Source organism: Streptococcus oralis, assembly GCF_026782235.1.
GTDB classification, from domain to species: Bacteria; Bacillota; Bacilli; order Lactobacillales; family Streptococcaceae; genus Streptococcus; species Streptococcus oralis_CC.
Genome location: NZ_JAKUWE010000006.1, coordinates 1 through 20,171 on the forward strand (window position 1 = coordinate 1; position 20,171 = coordinate 20,171).

14 protein-coding genes and 2 pseudogenes are annotated in these 20,171 nt (G+C 35.3%); 9 read left to right on the forward strand and 7 right to left on the reverse strand.

What is annotated here, in order from left to right; genetic code table 11:
* Positions 1-2,875 (reverse strand): Spy0128 family protein (locus MK396_RS08740; RefSeq protein ID WP_268724309.1); only part of this gene is annotated, 2,875 nt, incomplete at its 3' end.
* 2,113 nt (positions 2,876-4,988) lie between these two features.
* Between MK396_RS08740 and MK396_RS08745 the strand changes: the two genes are divergently transcribed.
* From MK396_RS08745 to MK396_RS08755, 3 genes are all read left to right on the forward strand, one after another.
* Positions 4,989-5,582: a TetR/AcrR family transcriptional regulator gene (locus MK396_RS08745; RefSeq protein ID WP_268724310.1), complete on the forward strand. Its 594-nt coding sequence runs from the start codon at positions 4,989-4,991 to the stop codon at positions 5,580-5,582.
* A 4-nt stretch (positions 5,583-5,586) separates the two neighbouring features.
* Positions 5,587-6,918: an MATE family efflux transporter gene (locus MK396_RS08750; protein WP_221161183.1), complete on the forward strand. Its 1,332-nt coding sequence runs from the start codon at positions 5,587-5,589 to the stop codon at positions 6,916-6,918.
* A 153-nt stretch (positions 6,919-7,071) separates the two neighbouring features.
* Positions 7,072-7,260: a hypothetical protein gene (locus MK396_RS08755; RefSeq protein ID WP_268724311.1), complete on the forward strand. Its 189-nt coding sequence runs from the start codon at positions 7,072-7,074 to the stop codon at positions 7,258-7,260.
* A 174-nt stretch (positions 7,261-7,434) separates the two neighbouring features.
* On the opposite strand, the gene MK396_RS10045 is transcribed toward MK396_RS08755, so the two are convergent.
* The 3 genes from MK396_RS10045 to MK396_RS08765 all read right to left on the reverse strand — a co-directional run bounded on the left by MK396_RS10045 (position 7,435) and on the right by MK396_RS08765 (position 10,346).
* Positions 7,435-7,557 (reverse strand): LPXTG cell wall anchor domain-containing protein, encoded by a 123-nt coding sequence (locus MK396_RS10045; RefSeq protein ID WP_419150879.1) that lies wholly within the window; start codon positions 7,555-7,557, stop codon positions 7,435-7,437.
* Positions 7,558-7,689: 132 nt separating this feature from the next.
* Positions 7,690-8,637, reverse strand: coding sequence for an AEC family transporter (locus tag MK396_RS08760; RefSeq protein WP_268724312.1), 948 nt, complete (start codon positions 8,635-8,637; stop codon positions 7,690-7,692).
* Between the two features lie 83 nt (positions 8,638-8,720).
* Entirely contained in the window at positions 8,721-10,346 is a 1,626-nt protein-coding gene (locus tag MK396_RS08765; RefSeq protein WP_268724313.1) for a malolactic enzyme, read from the reverse strand.
* 352 nt (positions 10,347-10,698) lie between these two features.
* On the opposite strand from MK396_RS08765, the gene MK396_RS08770 reads away from it, so the two are divergent.
* Complete coding sequence (locus tag MK396_RS08770; protein ID WP_084852164.1) at positions 10,699-11,049, forward strand: helix-turn-helix domain-containing protein; 351 nt, start codon at positions 10,699-10,701, stop codon at positions 11,047-11,049.
* A 112-nt stretch (positions 11,050-11,161) separates the two neighbouring features.
* The gene (locus MK396_RS08775; RefSeq protein WP_247918050.1) at positions 11,162-12,076 is read left to right on the forward strand and encodes a LysR family transcriptional regulator; all 915 of its coding nucleotides are present in this window, start codon (positions 11,162-11,164) and stop codon (positions 12,074-12,076) included.
* 56 nt (positions 12,077-12,132) lie between these two features.
* Here MK396_RS08775 and MK396_RS08780 read toward each other — a convergent pair.
* Both MK396_RS08780 and MK396_RS08785 read right to left on the reverse strand, forming a co-directional pair.
* Positions 12,133-13,061, reverse strand: a pseudogene (locus MK396_RS08780) (ISL3 family transposase); the annotation flags it as partial.
* Positions 13,062-13,209: 148 nt separating this feature from the next.
* On the reverse strand, positions 13,210-15,984 hold the full coding sequence (locus MK396_RS08785; RefSeq protein ID WP_268724314.1) for a cation-translocating P-type ATPase: 2,775 nt from the start codon (positions 15,982-15,984) through the stop codon (positions 13,210-13,212).
* A 265-nt stretch (positions 15,985-16,249) separates the two neighbouring features.
* Here MK396_RS08785 and MK396_RS08790 point away from each other — a divergent pair.
* Positions 16,250-16,435, forward strand: a pseudogene (locus MK396_RS08790) (transposase); the annotation flags it as partial.
* A gap of 501 nt (positions 16,436-16,936) precedes the next feature.
* On the opposite strand, the gene MK396_RS08795 reads toward MK396_RS08790, so the two are convergent.
* The gene (locus tag MK396_RS08795) at positions 16,937-18,430 is read right to left on the reverse strand and encodes a hypothetical protein (RefSeq protein WP_268724315.1); all 1,494 of its coding nucleotides are present in this window, start codon (positions 18,428-18,430) and stop codon (positions 16,937-16,939) included.
* A gap of 292 nt (positions 18,431-18,722) precedes the next feature.
* Between MK396_RS08795 and MK396_RS08800 the strand changes: the two genes are divergently transcribed.
* Genes MK396_RS08800 through MK396_RS08810 form a run of 3 tightly spaced genes read left to right on the forward strand, consistent with a single transcriptional unit; the run spans position 18,723 to position 20,171 of the window.
* On the forward strand, positions 18,723-19,109 hold the full coding sequence (locus MK396_RS08800) for a hypothetical protein (RefSeq protein WP_268724316.1): 387 nt from the start codon (positions 18,723-18,725) through the stop codon (positions 19,107-19,109).
* A gap of 14 nt (positions 19,110-19,123) precedes the next feature.
* On the forward strand, positions 19,124-19,534 hold the full coding sequence (locus MK396_RS08805; protein ID WP_268724317.1) for a hypothetical protein: 411 nt from the start codon (positions 19,124-19,126) through the stop codon (positions 19,532-19,534).
* 55 nt (positions 19,535-19,589) lie between these two features.
* Complete coding sequence (locus tag MK396_RS08810; protein ID WP_268724318.1) at positions 19,590-20,171, forward strand: hypothetical protein; 582 nt, start codon at positions 19,590-19,592, stop codon at positions 20,169-20,171.

The window sequence follows — 20,171 nt, forward strand, 5'->3', positions numbered from 1 at the left end:
AGAAGGTCACACTTCCATCGGCAGCGTTTTTCACTGTTTCGACAACAGTTCCATCTTCCTTCTTCAATTCAAAGCTGTATTTACCTGCTTCAAGAGCTTTTCCTTCAAGAACTTTCTTAGCTCCAAGAGTGACACTTGTAGCTCCTGCTGGTGTGTACTTGTTGGTGAAGACTAGATCTTTTGCTTCTTTTGAAACAGTTGCTTTCAATTCAGTTGCGCTGACTTTTTCAACTTTAACTTCAACTTCTTGAACTGTCTTATCGTAAGTGATTCCTGTTTCAGATCCAGCAACTTCTGAGATAGTGTACTTGTGAGTTCCCACTTGGCTCTCATCATATGAGATTGGTGAGAAGGTCACAGTTCCGTCGGCAGCGTTTGTCACTGTTTCGACAACACTACCGTCTTCTTTCTTCAATTCAAAGCTGTATTTGCCTGCTTCAAGATTCTTACCTTCAAGAACTTTCTTAGCTCCAAGAGTGACACTTGTAGCTCCCGCTGGTGTGTAAGTATTCTCGAATGCTTTTTCGCCGTCATAAGCAACGGTTGCTTCAAGGACACCTTTACCATTGTCCGCTACAGTTACTGTAGCTGTGATGGTTTTAGTATCGTACTGGATACCTGTAGCAGTACCCGCTTTTTCAGCAATCTTATAAGTATAAGTGCCTGCTTCATTGAAGGTCAACTCTTTAAACTTAACTTTGCCGTTGGCATCATTCTTCGCTGTTTCAACATTACCAGCCTGGTCTGTCAAAGTGAACTCAAATTCATCAGCTTTCAACTCACGTCCAGTCAACTTCTTAGTCACTTCAAGAGAAGCTGAAGTTGGTTTTACTGCATACTTATTGGTAACAGTTAATTCTGCTGTTTGTTCAGAGGTATAGCCATCAACTGTAGTAACTGGATTTCCACCTTTATCAACCTCTTTAACACTGTAGGTATATGTCACACCATTTTGATCGGTCGCAGGAAGATCTGACCATTCTACAGCACCGTCTGTCTTAGGTACTTCTTTTTGGTCAGCATCTGTAACTGCTTCTTCAGTACCACCTTCTAGAGTACGATACAATTTAAAGAAGAGACTTGGACGAACACTATCTGTTCCACCAGTCCAGACTTTATTCGCAGTTACTTTTGTTTTTGGAACCTCATAAGTATTGGTTACTTGTGTCTTGTCTGCATTGTAAGAGACGATGTAGTTATGATCGTTAGATGCGACTTTCTCTCCTTCTTTCAAAGGAAGTTCAGTAGTATCTTGAAGCTCACGAACAGAGTAGATTAATTTTGTTCCATCAACATCATACTTAGGAAGTTGTTTCGCCCATTTGTAAGTATAAACACCATTGGATTCTGTCACTTCTGGAGTATAGCTACCAGAAACAGGTTTAGAGTCCTCAATAGTCTGTCCTTCTTTATGGACATACAAACCGAGCTTAACTTTCTTATAATCTGAGGCTTTTCCACCTACCCAAGTCTTAGTAGCTTCAAAGTCAACTGTCTCACGTTTGTTGGAGATGTTTAGAGGAACACCCTCTTTTTTCATCTCTACTTCAAACTCTTGACTATTTGCAATATAACCTGACTTAGGTGCTTTTTCTTTTACAATGTATTGACCTTCTGAGAGAACTGGAGAAAGGGCAACGCCATGTTCATCTGTCGTAATTTCAGCAACTTTCGTTCTATCACTCTTCTTAAGAATTTCAAAGACAACACCACTTAACTTCACAGCAGCATCCGCTTCATCATACTTGGTGATTTTAATTTTACCAGCAAGATCCGCTGTAACAGTTGCACCAGCTCCTTTAACGGATTTGACACCTGATTTCATAGTTGTGCTACCAGTGTCTTTTCCATCCCAAGATTTCCAACTTTTCTGAGGGACACCATCATAAGTTATCCCTGCACTGTTAACAACTTCCGTTCCATCTGCAGGAGTAGTCGTATTATACTCTAAACGTAAAGTTTTAGTCCCTGTATTGGTTGGCAATAAAAGTTCAAATGAAGTACCACCATTTTTGAGGGTTAACAGTGCCGTATCATCTGGATTCGCTTGATAAACTGTCGGATCCGTTGTAACTTTATATTCGTGACCATAGGAAACAACATCTGCGCTACTTGTATTCTGTGTCTTGTATTCCACCTCAAAGAATCTAAAACTATCTACAAGATAAGTTGCTAGAGACCCCTTACTGGTGTCAATGCTATCATTGATCTTGACAACTTTTCCAGTTAAATCTTCGCCAGCACGATTGATTCGCATCCACCAGGCTAGATGGTCCGTATCAGAAGTTGTCCATCCACCCTTATAACCAATTTCGCCTTCAACTGGCACATCTTGGCTATCACTACCATGAGGTTTAAAGGTAATTGTTTGATCTTTTCCTCCAGGCAAATGATACGTAACTTTATTCACTTCTCCAGTTGTTTTTAGTATTGAAGTAGCATTAAATGTCCCTCTAATATCTTGCTTATCTTCAGCTTTTTCATTAAATGTAAAGGTTATTGTCTTCGTAGCACTACTTGCTGTAACTTGTCCTAGTACCTCTCCACTTACACTATCCTTTAATTCAAATGTAGCGTCAACTAAATCTAGACCATCTGGAGCTTTTACGGTGAAATAATCACCATTCTTTATCTCTCCTGCTCCTAAATTGGGAAAACTGTACTCCCCATAATAGAGAGCCCGTACCTCTTTTTGTCCCTTAGAATGCCAAAAAGTTTCGTTAGCTACACCAGACCCCGAACTTCGTATTTCAACATTTGACAATGTGACCTTATCTGTCAAATCTTGCGCCTGTACTGGATTTGAGAGAGCTATCGAGCCAAACAAAACTAGAAGTGGCGTTAAAATGTAGAGCCACAATTTTTTTAATTTCATGATTTTTCCTTTCTAAATAATTAAAATGAATTGAACAGTGTATTATCTCCCTTAATAAGCAACACCCCTTTCAATCGTAAGATTCATTGATACAATATCTGCATAATTTATGTAAAAATGATGCAATTACGATATTGATTTTGTTCAAGAGCTATTTCTAATCTTTAGCAAGGATATCACTACCCTTAGTCAGTATGGAAATATAGCAAAAAGCCACTTCCATTATACGATAATTACTGATGATAGTCTAGTAATTTTCATAAATTAATAGACTAACTTCTACGTGTAGAGTTCAATATAAAGTATTCAGAATAATTAAAATCGTCTTACAATAAAATACGTGCCATATTAGATTTATCAATTGCCTTTACTTATTATTCATTTCCTCTCCTCTGAAATATGAATCAAATAAATAATATGTGATAAATCAATCACTTTAAAAGCAAAGAAGGATTATATTATCATTAATCTTTCTAATAAATCGCCAAAGCACTTCTAAATAAACACAGGCCTTACTTTAAAGGAGAGGTCTTATATACTAAAACTATGATTGTGGATACCCATTTACTGAAAGCAATCAGACCTAATATTAAAAATATAAGACCATTTGAGGAATCCAGTAGATACTATTAGTCTAAAAATATCTCTCACGAATTTGTAAATCTCTTGAATTATATAGAGTAAAAAAATATAAAACAAGAACTAACTCATGTTATTGAACAGTATATAAAAGAAAAAGAATAGGAAAGTTTCTAAAGAGAAAGCAAAGAATCATCGGACTAGAACTACTAGCTGAATGCCCCATTACTAGAGTGTGGCTTTTCCTTAAATCAAACATCCTAAGGTCATTTTTCTGCTATCACAGATGTTAAAGCATTTAAATTTAATGCCAACATGGCAACCGCCTGGTAAAAACCTTTACAATTCAGGATATGCTTAAATTATGCTAGGTATGATCATTTGGCATGTCAATAGAATCAACCCGTCAATGATTTCTGCTTAGATAAATTCACAACTTATTGTTAAAAGTCGCATCTATTCTCTGAAAAAGGCTAAAAAATCGAAAGTGAGAAAACTTTTATTCAAGGGAACTCCTAAACGAGTATAGATAAGAAATAGAGAGATACCATAAATAAACAGTCTCGGTTTATATAGGTGGCAATTTCGTAGGAACTACCTCAGAAGTAGGGAACTAGAAATGTTTTATCTTTTCATTGTTCAAAAGGGTAGTAGGAATTCTTTGCGAAGTTCTCGTCGTATATCGGCTCCAAAATAATTTATCCAAGGATTTAGTTCCGTACAGTATTACAGCCTTTTAGTCTTATTTTAATCAATTTATTATAGTAGCATGCCCTATAGTAGTTTGTTCAAGATCTTCTAAAGACATAAAATTCTTCTCAGATTTCTGAAACATCTCAAATTTAATAATTCCCCATAAGAGCTCCATCATGCCGTGCCTGAACAATTACTTTTGTTATAGTATCGATGCTCTAGAAATCAAAAAGAACACCCCGAAAGATGCTCTTTGTAAGTATCGTAATTCTTTCGAATTAACGTTTACTAAATTGTGATGCTTTACGAGCTTTCTTAAGACCTGGTTTGAACAGAATTAGTTTTAATAAATTTCAAAACTCTTCAAAATCAGCGTTTTCCCTTATTTACAGAAAGTGGATTTTCATATAATTTCAACTAATTTGATTTGAATGGTATAAATTTTACCCCCAAAATACACGAATTGAGCTACTAAATACCAAAATTCACACCATTATTGTTTAAAAAACAAAGCAAGTGATTTTCTAACAGTCACTTGCTTTTTGTATCAATGATTTTCTACAAAATTTAAAATATTTTCATAGGTTAATAAGGGAACAATCTGTTCAACAGTTAAATGAAATGTTTTTTATTTTTGATATACAATAAGTCATGTTTTATAAATATCATATCACCTTTATGGTTATGGAGATTACTTTGTCAGGGATTTTAATCTCATTTGAAAGAACTTTTCTACACGATAAAAATATTATAGGTTATCTTGTATATTTGAGATATTGACAATTTGGTTAGTTAATGTTAAGATATCCTTACCGACAACCATATCGGTAAGGAGGAGCAAATGAAAAGAGAAAGGCTAACAGCAAATGAAAGAAAATTAGAAATACAGAATATTGCATTGGAAGTTTTTACAATAAAGGGATATAAAAACACAAGTATGCATGATTTAGTACAAGCTACCGGACTATCCGCAGGAGGATTGTATCATCATTATAAAAGCACATCTGAAATTCTTTACGACATGATAATCCGAGGTTGTAAATATAGGGAAGATATTATTAAAAAAAAGATAGCTGAAATTCCAAACCCTTTAGGTATAGAGGTATTAGCTGAACTAATGGTTGATAAGGCGCTTTCCAACAATATATTTGTTCCAATATATGTTATGTTCTTGCAGTCGATGCAGGAAGATGAAACCTTACAACAACTTTATAAAGATATAAGGGATAGTAATATAAGGGATTTTGAGCAAATGTTAGAGGAAAACGGAGGTTTGACGATTTCTAAAGAATCTTGGAATTTACTCAATGATTTGATTAATACTTTCATCTTAGGTTGTGAGACATTGGGTATCAGAGAACATTTAATTTCACAACGTCACATTCTTAAAAAAATGGTCATTGACGTTCTAATAGAAAACGAAGAAGAGGTGTAATTGTATGAATAAAAATAGTAAAGAGCTGTTAACAGAGCAGCCATTACAAATATTAATTAAGCTATCATTACCTGCGATATTAGGAATGATTGTTATTGGAGTATATCCGTTAATGGATGGGATTTTTGCGGGTCAAATACTTGGTGAAAAAGCCATGACGGCAGTAGGCATTGCTACCCCATTTACCTACATCAATACAGGGATTGCTACCTTGATTGGTGTAGGGTCAACATCTTTACTTTCCAGAGCAATTGGAGAAGGAAATCAAAGAACCATTGACAAAGTTATGGGGAATCTTTGCTTTTGGGTTTTGTTATTGTCAACAATCGTTACAATATTAGGGTATTTATTTTGCGGACAACTTCTTATGATATTTGGAGCTAAGGGAGAACTTTTAAATCTTTCTACTCGTTATTTACGAATTATTTTTCTTGGATCCATATTTGTGAATTTTGCACAGGCAGCTAATATGGTGATGCGTGGTGAGGGTTTAATGAAACGAGCCATGTTAATTATGTCATTGGGAGCAGGAATAAATATAGTATTAGATCCAGTTTTAATGATAATGTTTAGAGAACATGGAGTTGAGGGAGCTGCTATTGCTACAATAACAGCACAATTTATTCAGGCAGTATTTACGCTTTGGTATTTTAAGAAAAAAAGTGAAACTGTAAAAATTGGCTTGATAAGAAAAGAAAAGGAAATAATAGGAGAGATGTTTTCGGTAGGAGTTTCTGCTATGCTTATGCAGGTACTTACTATTATTCAACAGAGTTTTCTTTATAGTCAGGCATTTCGATATGGAGGAGAAACTTCAGCAGCCATTATGGCAGTATCATTAAGAATACAAGCTTTTTCTTTCATTCCGCTATGGGGAATGAGTCAAGGATTACAACCTGCTATTGGTGCCAATTTCGGAGCGAAGCAATATAATAGGGTAAAAAAAATATTTAATGTTTTTACTATTAGTTCCATTGTATTGGCAGCTTGTTTTTGGATACCGGCAGAAGGATTTGCTAAACAGATTCTTAATTTATTTGGATTATCTGATGAAACACTATTTTTAGCGGTTCCAAACTTTCGTATAATGTATAGTATTTTCATTGTTTATGGGGTAATGATTATGATTATGACATTTTTCCAAGCGATTGGAGATGGTAAAACAGCTGGTGTTTTAGTTATGCTAAGGCAAGTAATTTTATTTATTCCAACCATGATTTTTCTTCCATACATATTTGGAGCACAGAGTATTTGGTATGTTATACCTATAGTTGATGGTATTGTTGTATTGTTGGGATTGCAGAGATATTTTACAACAGTTAAGAAAATGAAATAACTAATAAATTATGTAGAAGAGCAGTAAATCGAAAGGTTTACTGTTTTTTTCTTGTTTATTATATCTTTTAATTAAATACCATTCTCTATTCCTTAGTGTGAATCTAACAAATTTATGATATACTAGTAGTAGTACTATACAAGGAGGTTTACTGTGACTCTTGATGTAAATAAAGATAAATTAACTATTCTAGGAGTTCAATTTGATAACTTCTCAGATTTTGATACCGTTTGGTATGCTATCGGATCATCAATGATTGAAAATTATGAACCTACTGTTCAAAATGTGATTGATTTAAAAGCTCATGTTATTAACAGACGAAAGGAATTAAATATTGGTTGAAAAAACTGTGATTTGAATAACCTTCAGTAAATGCTTAAAATCAATGTTTTCCCGCTTTTTTAGAAAATAGAATTTCATTAAATTTTAATAAATTTCATTTGAATGGTGTGAACTTTACCCTAAAAATACACGAATTGAGCTAGATTTTATCAAAAAGTTCACAGCATATAAAATTTATCTATTACATTTTCGTTTTCCTGCTAAAGCAAGTAGTCCAACACTTGCCCCAAGGAATGCTAAAAGTCCTGAATCCTTCGTTCCTGTATTTGGAAATTGCTTGGAAAGTTTGGATTTCAGTTGAACTTAAAATAGCGCAATATCAGGGTTTTTCAGATTGATATCTACTGATTCATTTCATAAAATTTGAAGCAATATTTTTAAAATAGGGAATTTCCTAATTCAGAACCTTCACTCAGACCATAACCCTACTTATCCTAATAAAGTTTGGAGTATTGGAATAACAATGATAAAGAGCACTGTACTTAGAGTCACCACATTCGTCGAAAACTCAACATCTCCTTTTCCTTGATTGGCAAGGATTGGAAGAACTGCTAGAGCTGGTGTAGCAGACTGAATCATAAAGGTCTTAAATTCTGCTGTTGCCATATTTGGGGCAAAAAACTTCAATACAAGAAGCATGGTCAGAGGAGCTAGGATAAAGCGTCCAACCAAAGTGACGATTGTATCTTTATCAAAAGCAATCGTATTCAAGCCTGCCTTTGCAAGAACAATACCGATATAGATAAGAGATAGTGGCGTTGTTAAACTACCAATATAAGTCAAGGTACTTTCCGCAAAACTTGGGACAGGAAGACGGAGCACTAAAAATACGAGGGCTACGAGAAATCCCAATAAAGGTGCTGGGAAGAGCTTCTTCCAGTTGAATTTTTGAGCTTGCTTTGAAGCCCCTTCTTTGCTATCCGAGGTCATTAGATAGACACCTAATGTCCAAGTAGATACCGTATTTGTAATATAATACACCAAGAAGTAGGGAAGGGCTTGATCTCCAAACAGAGCTATGTTTAAAGGCAAACCAATAAAAATGGTATTGGCATTAACAAAGGTATTAATCATGGTTCCGCGACGGCCTGGGCGCACTCTAAAAAGTTTCACCGCCATAAAGGCCATTAGGTAACCGAGAATGAAGGCGATAAATGTATAGAATAAACCGCCAGACAAGCTAATCAATTTATCTAACGTTAAATATTTAAGAACAGAGGTAAAAATTGCCACTGGCATGGCCACATTCATAATGAGTTTAGATAAATCATTTCCAAAACTCTCTTGAAACCAACCACGGACTTGCAAGAAGTAACCTAAAATGATAATGACGATAATAGGTACAATACTCTGAATTGAAGTTAAAAAGATATCCATAGTCTCCCTTTCTATATGATCTAGCATATATTAGGAGGTGTACGAAGCATCCAGTCACACTCGTACACCCCATTTCCATTTACTTATTTATAGGTTGGATACCATTTCAAATCACGAACTGCTTTAGCCATATCAGTTTCTTTAGCACGTGCAAGACCTTGTTCTTGCGCTTTTTTAGCGACTGCTTCTGCTACTTTAATAGAAACATCTGCTACATACTTGAATGGTGGTAAGACAGGTGCTCCTGGTTGACCTGGATTAACAATACCACTCAATGAATGAGCCGCTGCTCCAATCATTTCATCCGTCAAAAGACTTGCTTCAGAAGCCAGCATACCTAGACCAAGACCTGGGTAAATCAAGGCATTATTGGCTTGACCAATCACATAGTCTACACCTTTATAAGAAACCGTATCAGCAGGAATTCCTGTTGCGACAAAAGCTTTGCCATCTGACCATTCGATCAAATCTTTGGCGCTTGCTTCGGCTAGCTTGGTTGGATTTGATAATGGGAAAATCATTGGACGTTCTGTGTTTTCACACATAGCTTCTACAATTTCTTTAGTGAAGGTATTGGGCTGAGTTGAAGTTCCTACTAAAATAGTTGGCTTCACAGTCTTTACTACTTCAAGCAGATCAGTTAACTTGTCTGCGTTGCTAAAGTCAGCACGTTTCTTAGCAAACGGTTTTTGTTCAGGAGTTAGGTCATCCATGTCATCAAATAGAAGACCTTGTTTATCAACCATAAAGAAACGTTTATAGGCTTCTTCTTCAGAAAGACCTTCACTCACCATTTCGCGAAGAACACGAGAGGCAATTCCTGCACCCGCGGTACCACCACCATAGCAGAGATAAACTTGATCGGTTAATTTTTCACCACTAATATCTAGCGAACCAAAGATACCGCCTAAAGTCACAATACCAGTCCCTTGGATATCATCGTTAAAGGTTGGGATTTGTTTCCGGTATTTCTCAAGAATATTAGCAGCATTTAAGCGACCGAAGTCTTCCCAGTGAAGGTAGAGTTTAGGAAAGAGACGTTCTGCTGTTTGAACGAATTGATCAATAAAATCATAGTAACGATCCCCACGAACACGTTCATGACGATTTCCTAAATAATTAGGATTGTTACGAAGTTCTTCACGGTTAGTCCCTGCGTCAATGACTAAAGGAAGGACCATAGAAGGATCGATTCCAGCAGCGCCAGTATAGACCATCAATTTCCCAACAGAAATATCGACACCATTTGTTCCCCAGTCACCGATTCCAAGGATTCCTTCTGCATCTGTTACAACAATGAGTCGAATCTCGCGATCGCCGGCGGCATTTTTCAAAGTTGCTTCAATATTTTCAGGATGATTAATATCAAGATATCCCGCATATTGTGGATCTACAAAGAGATCACTATAGCCTTCAATCGTATCTGCAATGGTTGGGTCATATACAATTGGATTGAATTCTTCCAAATGTTGAGCAAAGAGGTAATAGAAAAGAGTCCGGTTTGTATTAAAGATTTCCATTAAGAACAAACGTTTTTCCAGATTATTGACCTTTGTTTGCATTTGTGCATAGGTTTGCACTGCTTGCTCCTCGATGGTTTGAACGTAAGGTGGCAATAACCCAATAAGGCCAAGTTCCTTTCGCTCCTCTAAGGTAAAGGCAGTTCCCTTATTAAGGAAAGGATTGTTTAAAATATCATGTGCAGTCATAGTGCAACCTCCTTTTTTACTAATATTATACCACAAAAATGAATCGTTTATAAAACTTTGTTGTTTAAAAAATACAATCGTGTACGCATATGTTATAATGAGTCTACGAGAAAATTTATAATAAGCCTTTTGATACTTAAAACACTATTATTGATGACACTTTAAGTTGTTTTATAAATTTCTGAACTCATCAAACCCTCGACAATTACTCTTTACTAAAAGTTTCGAGTATAACAAAATAATTATACAAATTGGTAATCCTAATTAAAATAAATATCCTTTAAGTTTGCTATAGAGTACTTTGTGTTTTTTAAGGTGTTTTCTTGTCATACAAAACTTGTATTCTATTTATATGACAACTAAAAACTATTTACAACAATATATTTCCCAAAAAGTGAAATATTTTCGTACAAAAAACAAAATGAGCCAGGAAGAACTTTCTGAACAGGCGGGACTTGGTCTTAAGTATATCAATCAACTAGAAAACCAAAGTGTGAATCTGACCATTCACAGTCTAGAAAAAGTGATTGATGCCTTACAGATGACCCCAGAGGAGTTTTTCAATTTTAGTAGCCTTGAATCCACCTCTGATAAGACTGAAAATCTTTCACTAAAGAGATTGAACATGAAGATTAAACAACTTCCTGTTGATAAACGTGAAAAGATGTTAAGCATTTTCGAAAGTATCTTAGATAACCTCTGATATCCCTGACTCACATACATTATAACTGGTAAAAAAACGTATAGTCAAACGAAGTGATACGGATAAATATTATTTATCTGGTTATTTCCCTAGATGTTGAAAGTGAGCCTTTATGAACTTAAAAGACCTACAGTATTTTTATGATCTCTGCCAAGTCCAATCCTATACAGACGTAGCAAAACAGCACAAAGTTAGCCAACCTTCTATTTCTTATGCCATCAAGCGATTAGAGGAGGCCTTTAATTGTAAGTTGATTCACCACGATCCCTCACACCGATCCTTCAAACTGACTCATCAAGGAGAAATCCTTCTGAAACACACAGAACTGATCTTACCTGAGATCATTTCTGCTCGCAAAGAAATAAATCGTTCTTTGGTTCATTACTCTACTGTAGGATTTCCTCCTATTATCATACAGTATCTCTTTGCTTCTCTAAATGAAGAAAAAGAATTTGATTTTTTAAAAAAAGTACGCCCCATCCGCGATGGCTCCGTGGAGTTATTAAACCTTCTCCTCAAGGGAGACCTTGATGCAAGCCTACTCGGTTTGATTGAACCACTCAATCATCCTTCAATAGAGACGCATGAACTATTTCATAAAGAACTGTATGTCGTTTTATCTAAGAACCACCCTCTTGCTACCGCTTCTTCCCTCACTTTTCAAGATTTAGTGGATCAATCCTTTATCCTTTTAGACGAACATTTTGTTCACTTGAAAGCTTTTGAACTTCTTAATCAGAAGTATCAAAACAGGGCAGAAATATTCTTCAAGAGTGACGACATTGTCATTCTTAAAGAACTTTTAAAGAAAGGGATTGGCGTTAGTTTACTAGCTGATATCGCACTCTCTGATGAAGATGATGATTTAATAAAAATCCCTCTAATACCGGAGGACCAGATCACATTTACAGTTTATTACGCTCACCTTAAATCAGCTACACTGTCATCAGAAGTAGAGGATTTATTTAATTTTATTAAACTATACAAACCAAAAGAACTTGGCTCTTTGTCAACTGTAGTAGATTGAAGAAAAGCTAAGCTCGAGAAAGGACGAAATTCGTCCTTTCTTTTTTGATGTTTAGAGCGATAAAAACGCTTATCACTCAATTTACGGCTATCTTGTTCAATGAGTTTCCAGTAGCGCTTAATAGCCTTGTATTCAAAAGATTTTCGTTCAAACTGATTCATGATTTGAACACGCACACGACTCATAGCACGGTTTAAGTGTTGGAGTAAAACAGTCCAGTGGACTGTTTTAGCCTGAGTTCAGAAATATAATAACGAAGGGTGAAAACGATCGAGAACGATTTTAGCACATGGAAAAAGCTGTTTAGCTAATTCATAGTAGGGACTAAACATATCCATAGTAATGATTTTCACCTGACAACGAACGGATCTATTGTAGCGCAGAAAGTGATTTCGGATGACAGCTTGTGTTCTTCCTTCAAGAACAGTGATGATATCGAGCTTTTCAAAATCTTGCGCAATGAAACTCATCTTCATCTCCCGATTGAAACAGTCACTTCCCTAACTGTTTCAACATCCCAGGATATAATCTCAGGAAGATGCGAAAAATCATGCTTAAAGTGGAAGTCATTGAGCTTTCAAATGACAGTTGAAGTTGAAATGGCCATCTGCTGAGCAATATCGGTCATAGAAGTCTTTTCAATTAGCTTCTGAGCGATCTTTTGGTTGATGATACGAGGGATTTGGTGATTCTTCTTGACGATAGAAGTCTCAGCGACCATCATTTTCGAACAATGATAGCACTTAAAACGACGCTTTCTAAGAAGAATTCTAGTAGGCATATCAATCGTTTCAAGGTAAGGAATCTTAGAAAGTTTTTGAAAGTCATATTTCTTCATTTGCTTTCTGCAATCAGGACAAGATGGAGCCTCATAGTCCAGTTTAGCGATGATTTCCTTGTGTGTATCCATATTGATGATATCTACAATCTTGATGTTTGGATCTTTGATATCAAGCAGTTTTGTGATAAAATGTAATGGTTCCATATGATTCTTTCTAATGAGTTGTTTAGTCGCTTTTCATTATAGGTCTTATAGGACTTTTTTATACAATAGAATAGGCTCTATAATATCCATAGGGGATTTACCCACTACAAATATTATAGAGCCTAAAAAGTAAGCCACCGGCTTACTCTTAATCAAATAGTCGGTGCCTTATTTCCTCTAGAGCCATAATGATAAATGGACAGACGAGCAAATAGAGCCAATCATCAAAACCAATCGGAGCTGTATTAAAGAGAGTGTGGAAAAGAGGTACATAGGACAGGATAATAAAGAGAATGATTTCTAAGATAATACCCAGACTAATAATCTTATTTGCAAATGGTTTGATTTTGAAAATAGATCCTCTACCTTTGCGACTATTCATAGCCATACCAATCTGCGTGAAGATGATAGCTCCCAAAGTCATGGTTGTTGCCTCTCGATAAAGAGGTCCTGAACTAGCTAGATGATTCAGATGTCCTTGATTAACCCAATAATTAAGGAAGAAGGCACCCATAGCCAAAACAGACTCAATCATACCATACCAAGCAAAGGCTTTTAATAATAATTGCCGATTTAACAAACGATCTGATAGGCGTCTTGGTGGCCTGTCCATAATGCCTTCTTCTGGTGGCTCAACCCCCAGTCCCAAAGCGGGCATCATATCTGTTCCAAGGTCAATCGCTAGGATTTGCATAACTGTTAAGGGAAGAGGAATGCGCCCCAAAGAGAACAAGAAGAAGGCAGATGGTACAGCTTCCGGTGTATTGGAATTAAAAATATAGGTCAGGAATTTTTGAATATTTCGATAAACGGCACGTCCCTCTTCAACAGCATGGACAATAGAAGCAAAGTGATCATCCGTTAAAATCATATCGGCAGATTCCTTGGCGACGTCAGTTCCAGATATTCCCATAGCTACCCCGATATCAGCCTTTTTCAAAGCAGGGGCATCATTTACTCCATCACCAGTAACAGCAACAACTTCACCAAGTTCCTGAAGTGCATTGACTACACGATACTTTTGTTCAGGAGCCACACGAGCAAAAACAATCTCACCTTTAAGAGCTACTTTGAGCTCTTCGTCGGTCATATCTGCCAGTTCAAGCCCTGAAACCACTCGGGCATCGTCACCTTTTACAATTCCAATTTTCTTGGCAATACTAAGAGCCGTCAAGCCATAGTCACCTGTAACCATGATAATCCGAATACTAGCACGGTGACATTGCTCAATTGCTTCACGTACACCTTGACGTGGAGGGTCACTCATGGCAACAAGTCCCACAAAGACCATATCTTCTTCGAGGGTCCGCATATTCCACTTGTCTTCTCTAATATCTTCACTTTCCAAAGGACGATAAGCAACAGCTAAAACACGCAAGCCGTCACGAGCAAATTGATCGTTAGCAGCAAGAATTGCTTGACGTTCTGTAGCAGTCATAGATTTGATTGCTCCTTGACCATCATAATAGTCTGAGCAAAGGTCCATCACTTCTTTAGGCGCACCCTTAGTGATGGAAATATGGTGACTACCATCCAGACCTTTTTCGAGACTATGTACTGTTGTCATCCGTTTACGATCCGAATCAAAGGGAATTTCTTTGATACGAGGAGCCCAGATGTGGTTGTCATTTAAATCAATACCTGCTTTTTCTGCAAGAACATTAAGACAAGCTTCAGTCGGGTCTCCTAAGATCGTATAATTGGGATTGTCAGCACTTGGCGCAACCACTTGAGCATTACTAGCCAAGTGAGAAAAGCGAACCAGACGATTCAGGAGGTCATTTCCCTTCAGAGACACAGGGTGACCATCCTTCTCAATATGCCCTTCTGGTGCGTAACCTAGCCCAGTTACCTCATAATTACCTGACAAGGTCCATAAATGATTAACTGTCATGGCATTTTGAGTTAGGGTCCCTGTTTTATCTGAGCAAATAACAGAGGTTGCTCCAAGAGTCTCAACAGAAGATAATTTCTTCACTAAAGCATGTTCTTTAGCCATGCGTTGTACAGCCATAGCTAGAGAGAGGGTAACTGTAGGAAGTAACCCCTCAGGGATAAAGGCAACAATCATTCCCAAGGCAAAGATGAAAGCTTGAGAAAGAGGCTGATGGACAAATAGTGTTGCTGCAATCATAAAGAAGAGACCTACAGATACTGCGATAACCGAAATCTGTTTGGTCAAATGGTCCAGTTCCTTTTGCAGTGGGCTCTTTTCCTGAGCTAGGTTTTGCGTCAAGTCTGCAATTTGTCCAAACTCAGTTTCCATACCGATAGCAGATACTATAAAATGTCCTGACCCAGAGGAAACTGTGGTCCCTGCAAACACCATATTGTCATATTCCAATTCAGTCTTATCAGGAGTCAAATCTGCTTGGTCTGATTTATAAATGGGATTAGACTCACCAGTGAGGGCAGACTGATTTACCTGCAAGTCTGTCACAGCAACCAAACGTCCATCTGCAGAAATACGGTCACCTTCTTCAATGAAAACCAAATCACCTGGCACCAAGTCCTGTGCAAGGATTTTATCTTCCTTTCCATCACGAAGAACTCGGGTATAGGATGGAAGAAGCTTATTCAGTGCTGCCGTGGCTTGACTAGCCTTATATTCTTGAATAAAACTAAAGAGACCATTAATGATATTAACCAGCCAAATCGCAATTCCCAACTCCAAGCTATGGGAAATCACAGCAATAAAGCCACCAACCCACAATAAGAGGGCCATGAGACTGGCAAAATGTTTGACAAAGGTCAACCAAATAGGTTCTTTCTTACTTTCTTTCAACTGGTTAGGACCATAAGTTGCTTGCCTCTTTTTTACTTCTTGTGAGTTTAACCCTTGAGGACTCGTTTGCAACACTTGATAAACCTGATCAGAGGCACAGGTTCCTAATGTAGTCCCCTTCTGTCTAGAATTACTCATAAGCCTTTCCTCGATTCTAAATCATTAAAGCGATTTCATATTTACACCCTCATTATACTCCTTTTTCAGAAAATGTTGAAAGAATAGACTCTATAATTCCTATGGTGGTTTTACCCACTACAGAAATTATAGAGCCGAGAACTTTAGCTTGCATACCCAATAGCTAAAGTTCTTTTGGTAGTGTAAAATAAGTCGTGTAAACACAAACAGGAAGAAATCCGTTATAGTAGAGTTACGAAACATTACTGGAACGGGGTTTATTCCTATGACACAGTTTACTACAAAACTACTTAACTTCTTAGCCCAAAAGCAAGATATTGATGAATTTTTTCGTTCATTCCTTGAAACAGTTATGAACGATCTGCTTCAAGCAGAGTTATTAGCCTTTTTAGGGTATGAGCCTTACGATAAAGCTAATTATTTTAAAGCCAACAGTCGTAACGGAACGTATTAACAGAAATTCAAGGTTCAAATATTTGGGGTGAACAGAAAAAGCACCCATGAGGTAAACTCTTGAGTGCTTTGAAACGTTGATATAATCGTGTTGATTAACGTTTTGAGAATTGTGATGCTTTACGGGCTTTCTTAAGACCTGGTTGGGGCACCACTTATTTCATCTAATTTCAAAGTGTTTTGAAATCAACGTTTACATAAGTTTTCAAAAAATAAAATTTCAACTAATTTCAATCAGTTTCATCAAAATAAGGTAAACTTTCATAAAAATAAGCAAAAATCGAACCAGAATATCAAAAGTTTACCTTATATAAAATTTTTACATATCAGAACAACATCATAAAAAAGAGAGCCCTATGCTCTCTTTCTTTTTATCTATTACATTTTCGTTTTCCTGCTAAAGTAAGTATAGCACTTGCACCAAGTTCAGCAACCTCATTTAGTCGTTGCAAGCCCAGTTGCTACGATAGCAGAAATAACCTCACCCGTAGACAATTTTTTAATAGATATTATCATAATGATCAGCTTCTTTAATTCTATCAAAAAAGTTTTTACTATTTTGATTTACTAACTTCTCATAAGTTCCTAAAACTTTAAAATGATTATAATCTTTTTGAAGTTTTGATAGAGATTTAACCTTAATTTTAATAGTTCTATCCTTAATAGTTACATTTACATTATAAAAGTAATTAATTATATGAAACCATTGATTATATTCAACATCCACCAATGCTTTACGATCCTTCGATATACTTTTACCTTTTCTTATAGTATTATTACTAAACTTGGGTAACTGACGAAATGCTAAATTTATATTTTTATTTGACTTATAAATTAAATTTATACAAATTTTTTGTTTAACAATAGCTACATTACTAGATATGCTAGTTTTTTTAATTGTTTGCATCACTTCTTTAGATACTTTTTTCTTGCCCTTTCCATCTAAAACAAGCTTTTTATCTTTAAATATATTCTTTCTAGGCAGTTCAGTTTTCAAATACTTACTATTACTATTTGGAGATTTGCAATAAAATCTATGATTCGTTAATCCCTTGAATTTATTCTTATGAATAATATAACCTGATGCTTTATTTGGTTTTAAATCATCCCATTCCATTGAAAATTCCTGTTCTTTCGTAATATTAAGAAATTTATCAATAAGTTCAACTTCAGAAGGATAATTTAGATCGAAAATATACCCCTTTGAACTTAATAAGGATAAAAATTTCTCGAATTGTTTTCTACTCAATCTTAAATTATCACCCGATACTTCTTTAAGAATATTGTTAATTATACTCATTTCTTTTTTATAAGAATTTTTATTCAACCTAGTTCCTAAGTTTCTTTCCACCTCTCTCTTTATTTGTTGATTTAAATCACTATCTACACTGTTAGCCAATATCTTTAAAGAAGGTAATAAGAAATGAGTTAAATTATAAATATCGCATAGCATAGCTACTTCAAGCGAGTCTTCTTTACTATTTTTGTCCTTCATTAAGTATTTTGAAAACTGTTCTTCTAAAACTTTTTTTAAAAAATAATCATTGAACATCTCATGAGCAACAGGCATTTTATCAAATGCAAATAATAATTTTAATCTACTTGATTCTTTTTTAGGCTCATCTTTACACCATTTTGCTAAGGTATCTTCTGATTCTGGGGCTAATTCTTCAAAATATTTATCTAAAAAAGCTCTTCTCGAATAAGATTTACTTTTTTTATCTCTCTTTCGCTGAGCATCTATAATTATGTTAAAATTTTCTAATAAAAAATCTTTTTTAACATCTGGAAATCTTTTTTTATTTATAAACTTCGCCAATTCATTCATAGAAATTTCTTTTTCAGAAATGTCATTATATTGTATTTTTTGTAATAACTCATCAGAAGATATTTCTTGATCTGAGCTAATCTGATTTTTTAAAAAATCTACTATATCTCTAAGACTAATTTTTCCAGGATAAAATTCGGAATTAAAATAATCATATTGGTTCATAACACACCTACTATCTAAAATAAAAATAAGATGTACGTTGCTTTTCAAGCTCACATACTTAAGTTTTAAATATCAGACAACTTTATCTCACTACAATAGTATACCATTTTATAAGACTTTGTATTTTAACTTAGTCAGTATTTTATAAAATTAGAACTGCGGAATTTATTTCAAACCCGCATCTCAAGGAGAATTAAAAAAAGATATACTATGGGTGTAGTCTAAGTTATAACTTTTTACTCGTCAGCATTCGCGATAGTCTGACCATATATTTTTCGGGAGGAGGACGATTATGTCTAAATCAAGAAGTGTGCTGGACACTTTTGCTAATCCAGTAGAATTTAACGAAGTTGTCAAAGAGCAATTTACTTTGCCAACTGAAGGTATTGTAATGAGCTTTTCTACAGGTCAAATCGAGGCAACAGATAACAAACCAGCTATACCTTACGCTAGTTTACAATGTGCTGAATCTGATGAATACGAACTTTACTCCAAAATTAACAGAACGTCAAATGTTCCTAAATTTAAGGTTAAGGTACGTGGTTTTAGTAATCAAGATTTATCTAGTCTAGTAGGACAAGTTCTTGATTTATCAAATGCTGAAATCAGTTTTAAGCTAAATAAGTTCCAACAGCCAATCGGAATTGATTTAGTCTTAAACATTGAAGAAGTATTATAGTGGAGGAATAGTCTATGCACGATAATCAAACTCAAGTTCTAACTTATCCTACAAATTTGACTCTCCTACCTAAAACTAAGTGTCAAGATATTTTAAATAGTTCTCTACGCTCAACTGTAGGTAAAGAAGTTAGATTTTTAGGAAATTCGTGTTTTTCTATCAACAATGTTGAATCCTACGAACTAAAGATGTTTAAAGGGACATACATTCAAAAACTCGAAATCTCTAATCAAATCAGTGAGTCTCAGCAAAATGATTTAAAAAATCTGCTAAATTGGCAATTAACACTTAATCAGCTAAGATTAGGAATTATTCCATTATTAACAATAAAAAAGTTATCTATTCAAAACGAAAAGATAAAAAAATCTTGTGTGCATCTAACCCTATGGATTGAGCTAGGTTATCGTTCCGAGTGGTTGGCTTAGTTAATATGTTATCGCCCAAATATTGGGCGATAACATACTTTATGAGGTATTTACAATGTTAATTTTAAATTTCCTATTAAAATCTTTAATGTTAGCAATTATTTGGCAATCTCTTAATGTTTTATTCATTTTTCTAAAAAGAAAATTCTTATATTTGTCAGGAACTGTTCATAAAAGGGAAACTAATCTTTTTAATGAATCTCTCCTACTATCTGGAGTTCAAATACAGACTATTATATCTTTAATAAAGGAAATCCTTAATTGGTGGTCAAAAGAGAGAGAAACTGTTCAATTACAAACAAGAAAATCAATTGTTCTCAAAAATGTTGTTAACCACTTAAATCAAACACTCTTTCAAGATTTGGGTATAAAAACAGTTTCCCCTGCTACCACTGGTGGTGTAGATGTTTGGGTCTATCTTGCAAAAAATTTGAATGAAACCGAAAAGAATTTCCTTGAAGATTACTTTATGGGGGTTCTTTCAAAATATACTGATGAATTTGGTTTAGATACCTTGGTTGTTGAACTAAATGTAGGTGCTGGTTGGGTAGGTAAATTTGATGTAAAACCTATTAAAGAAGCTACCTACAATCGTATGACAAGACAGTCTAGTGTTGAGAAAGAGGAGGATTTTTAA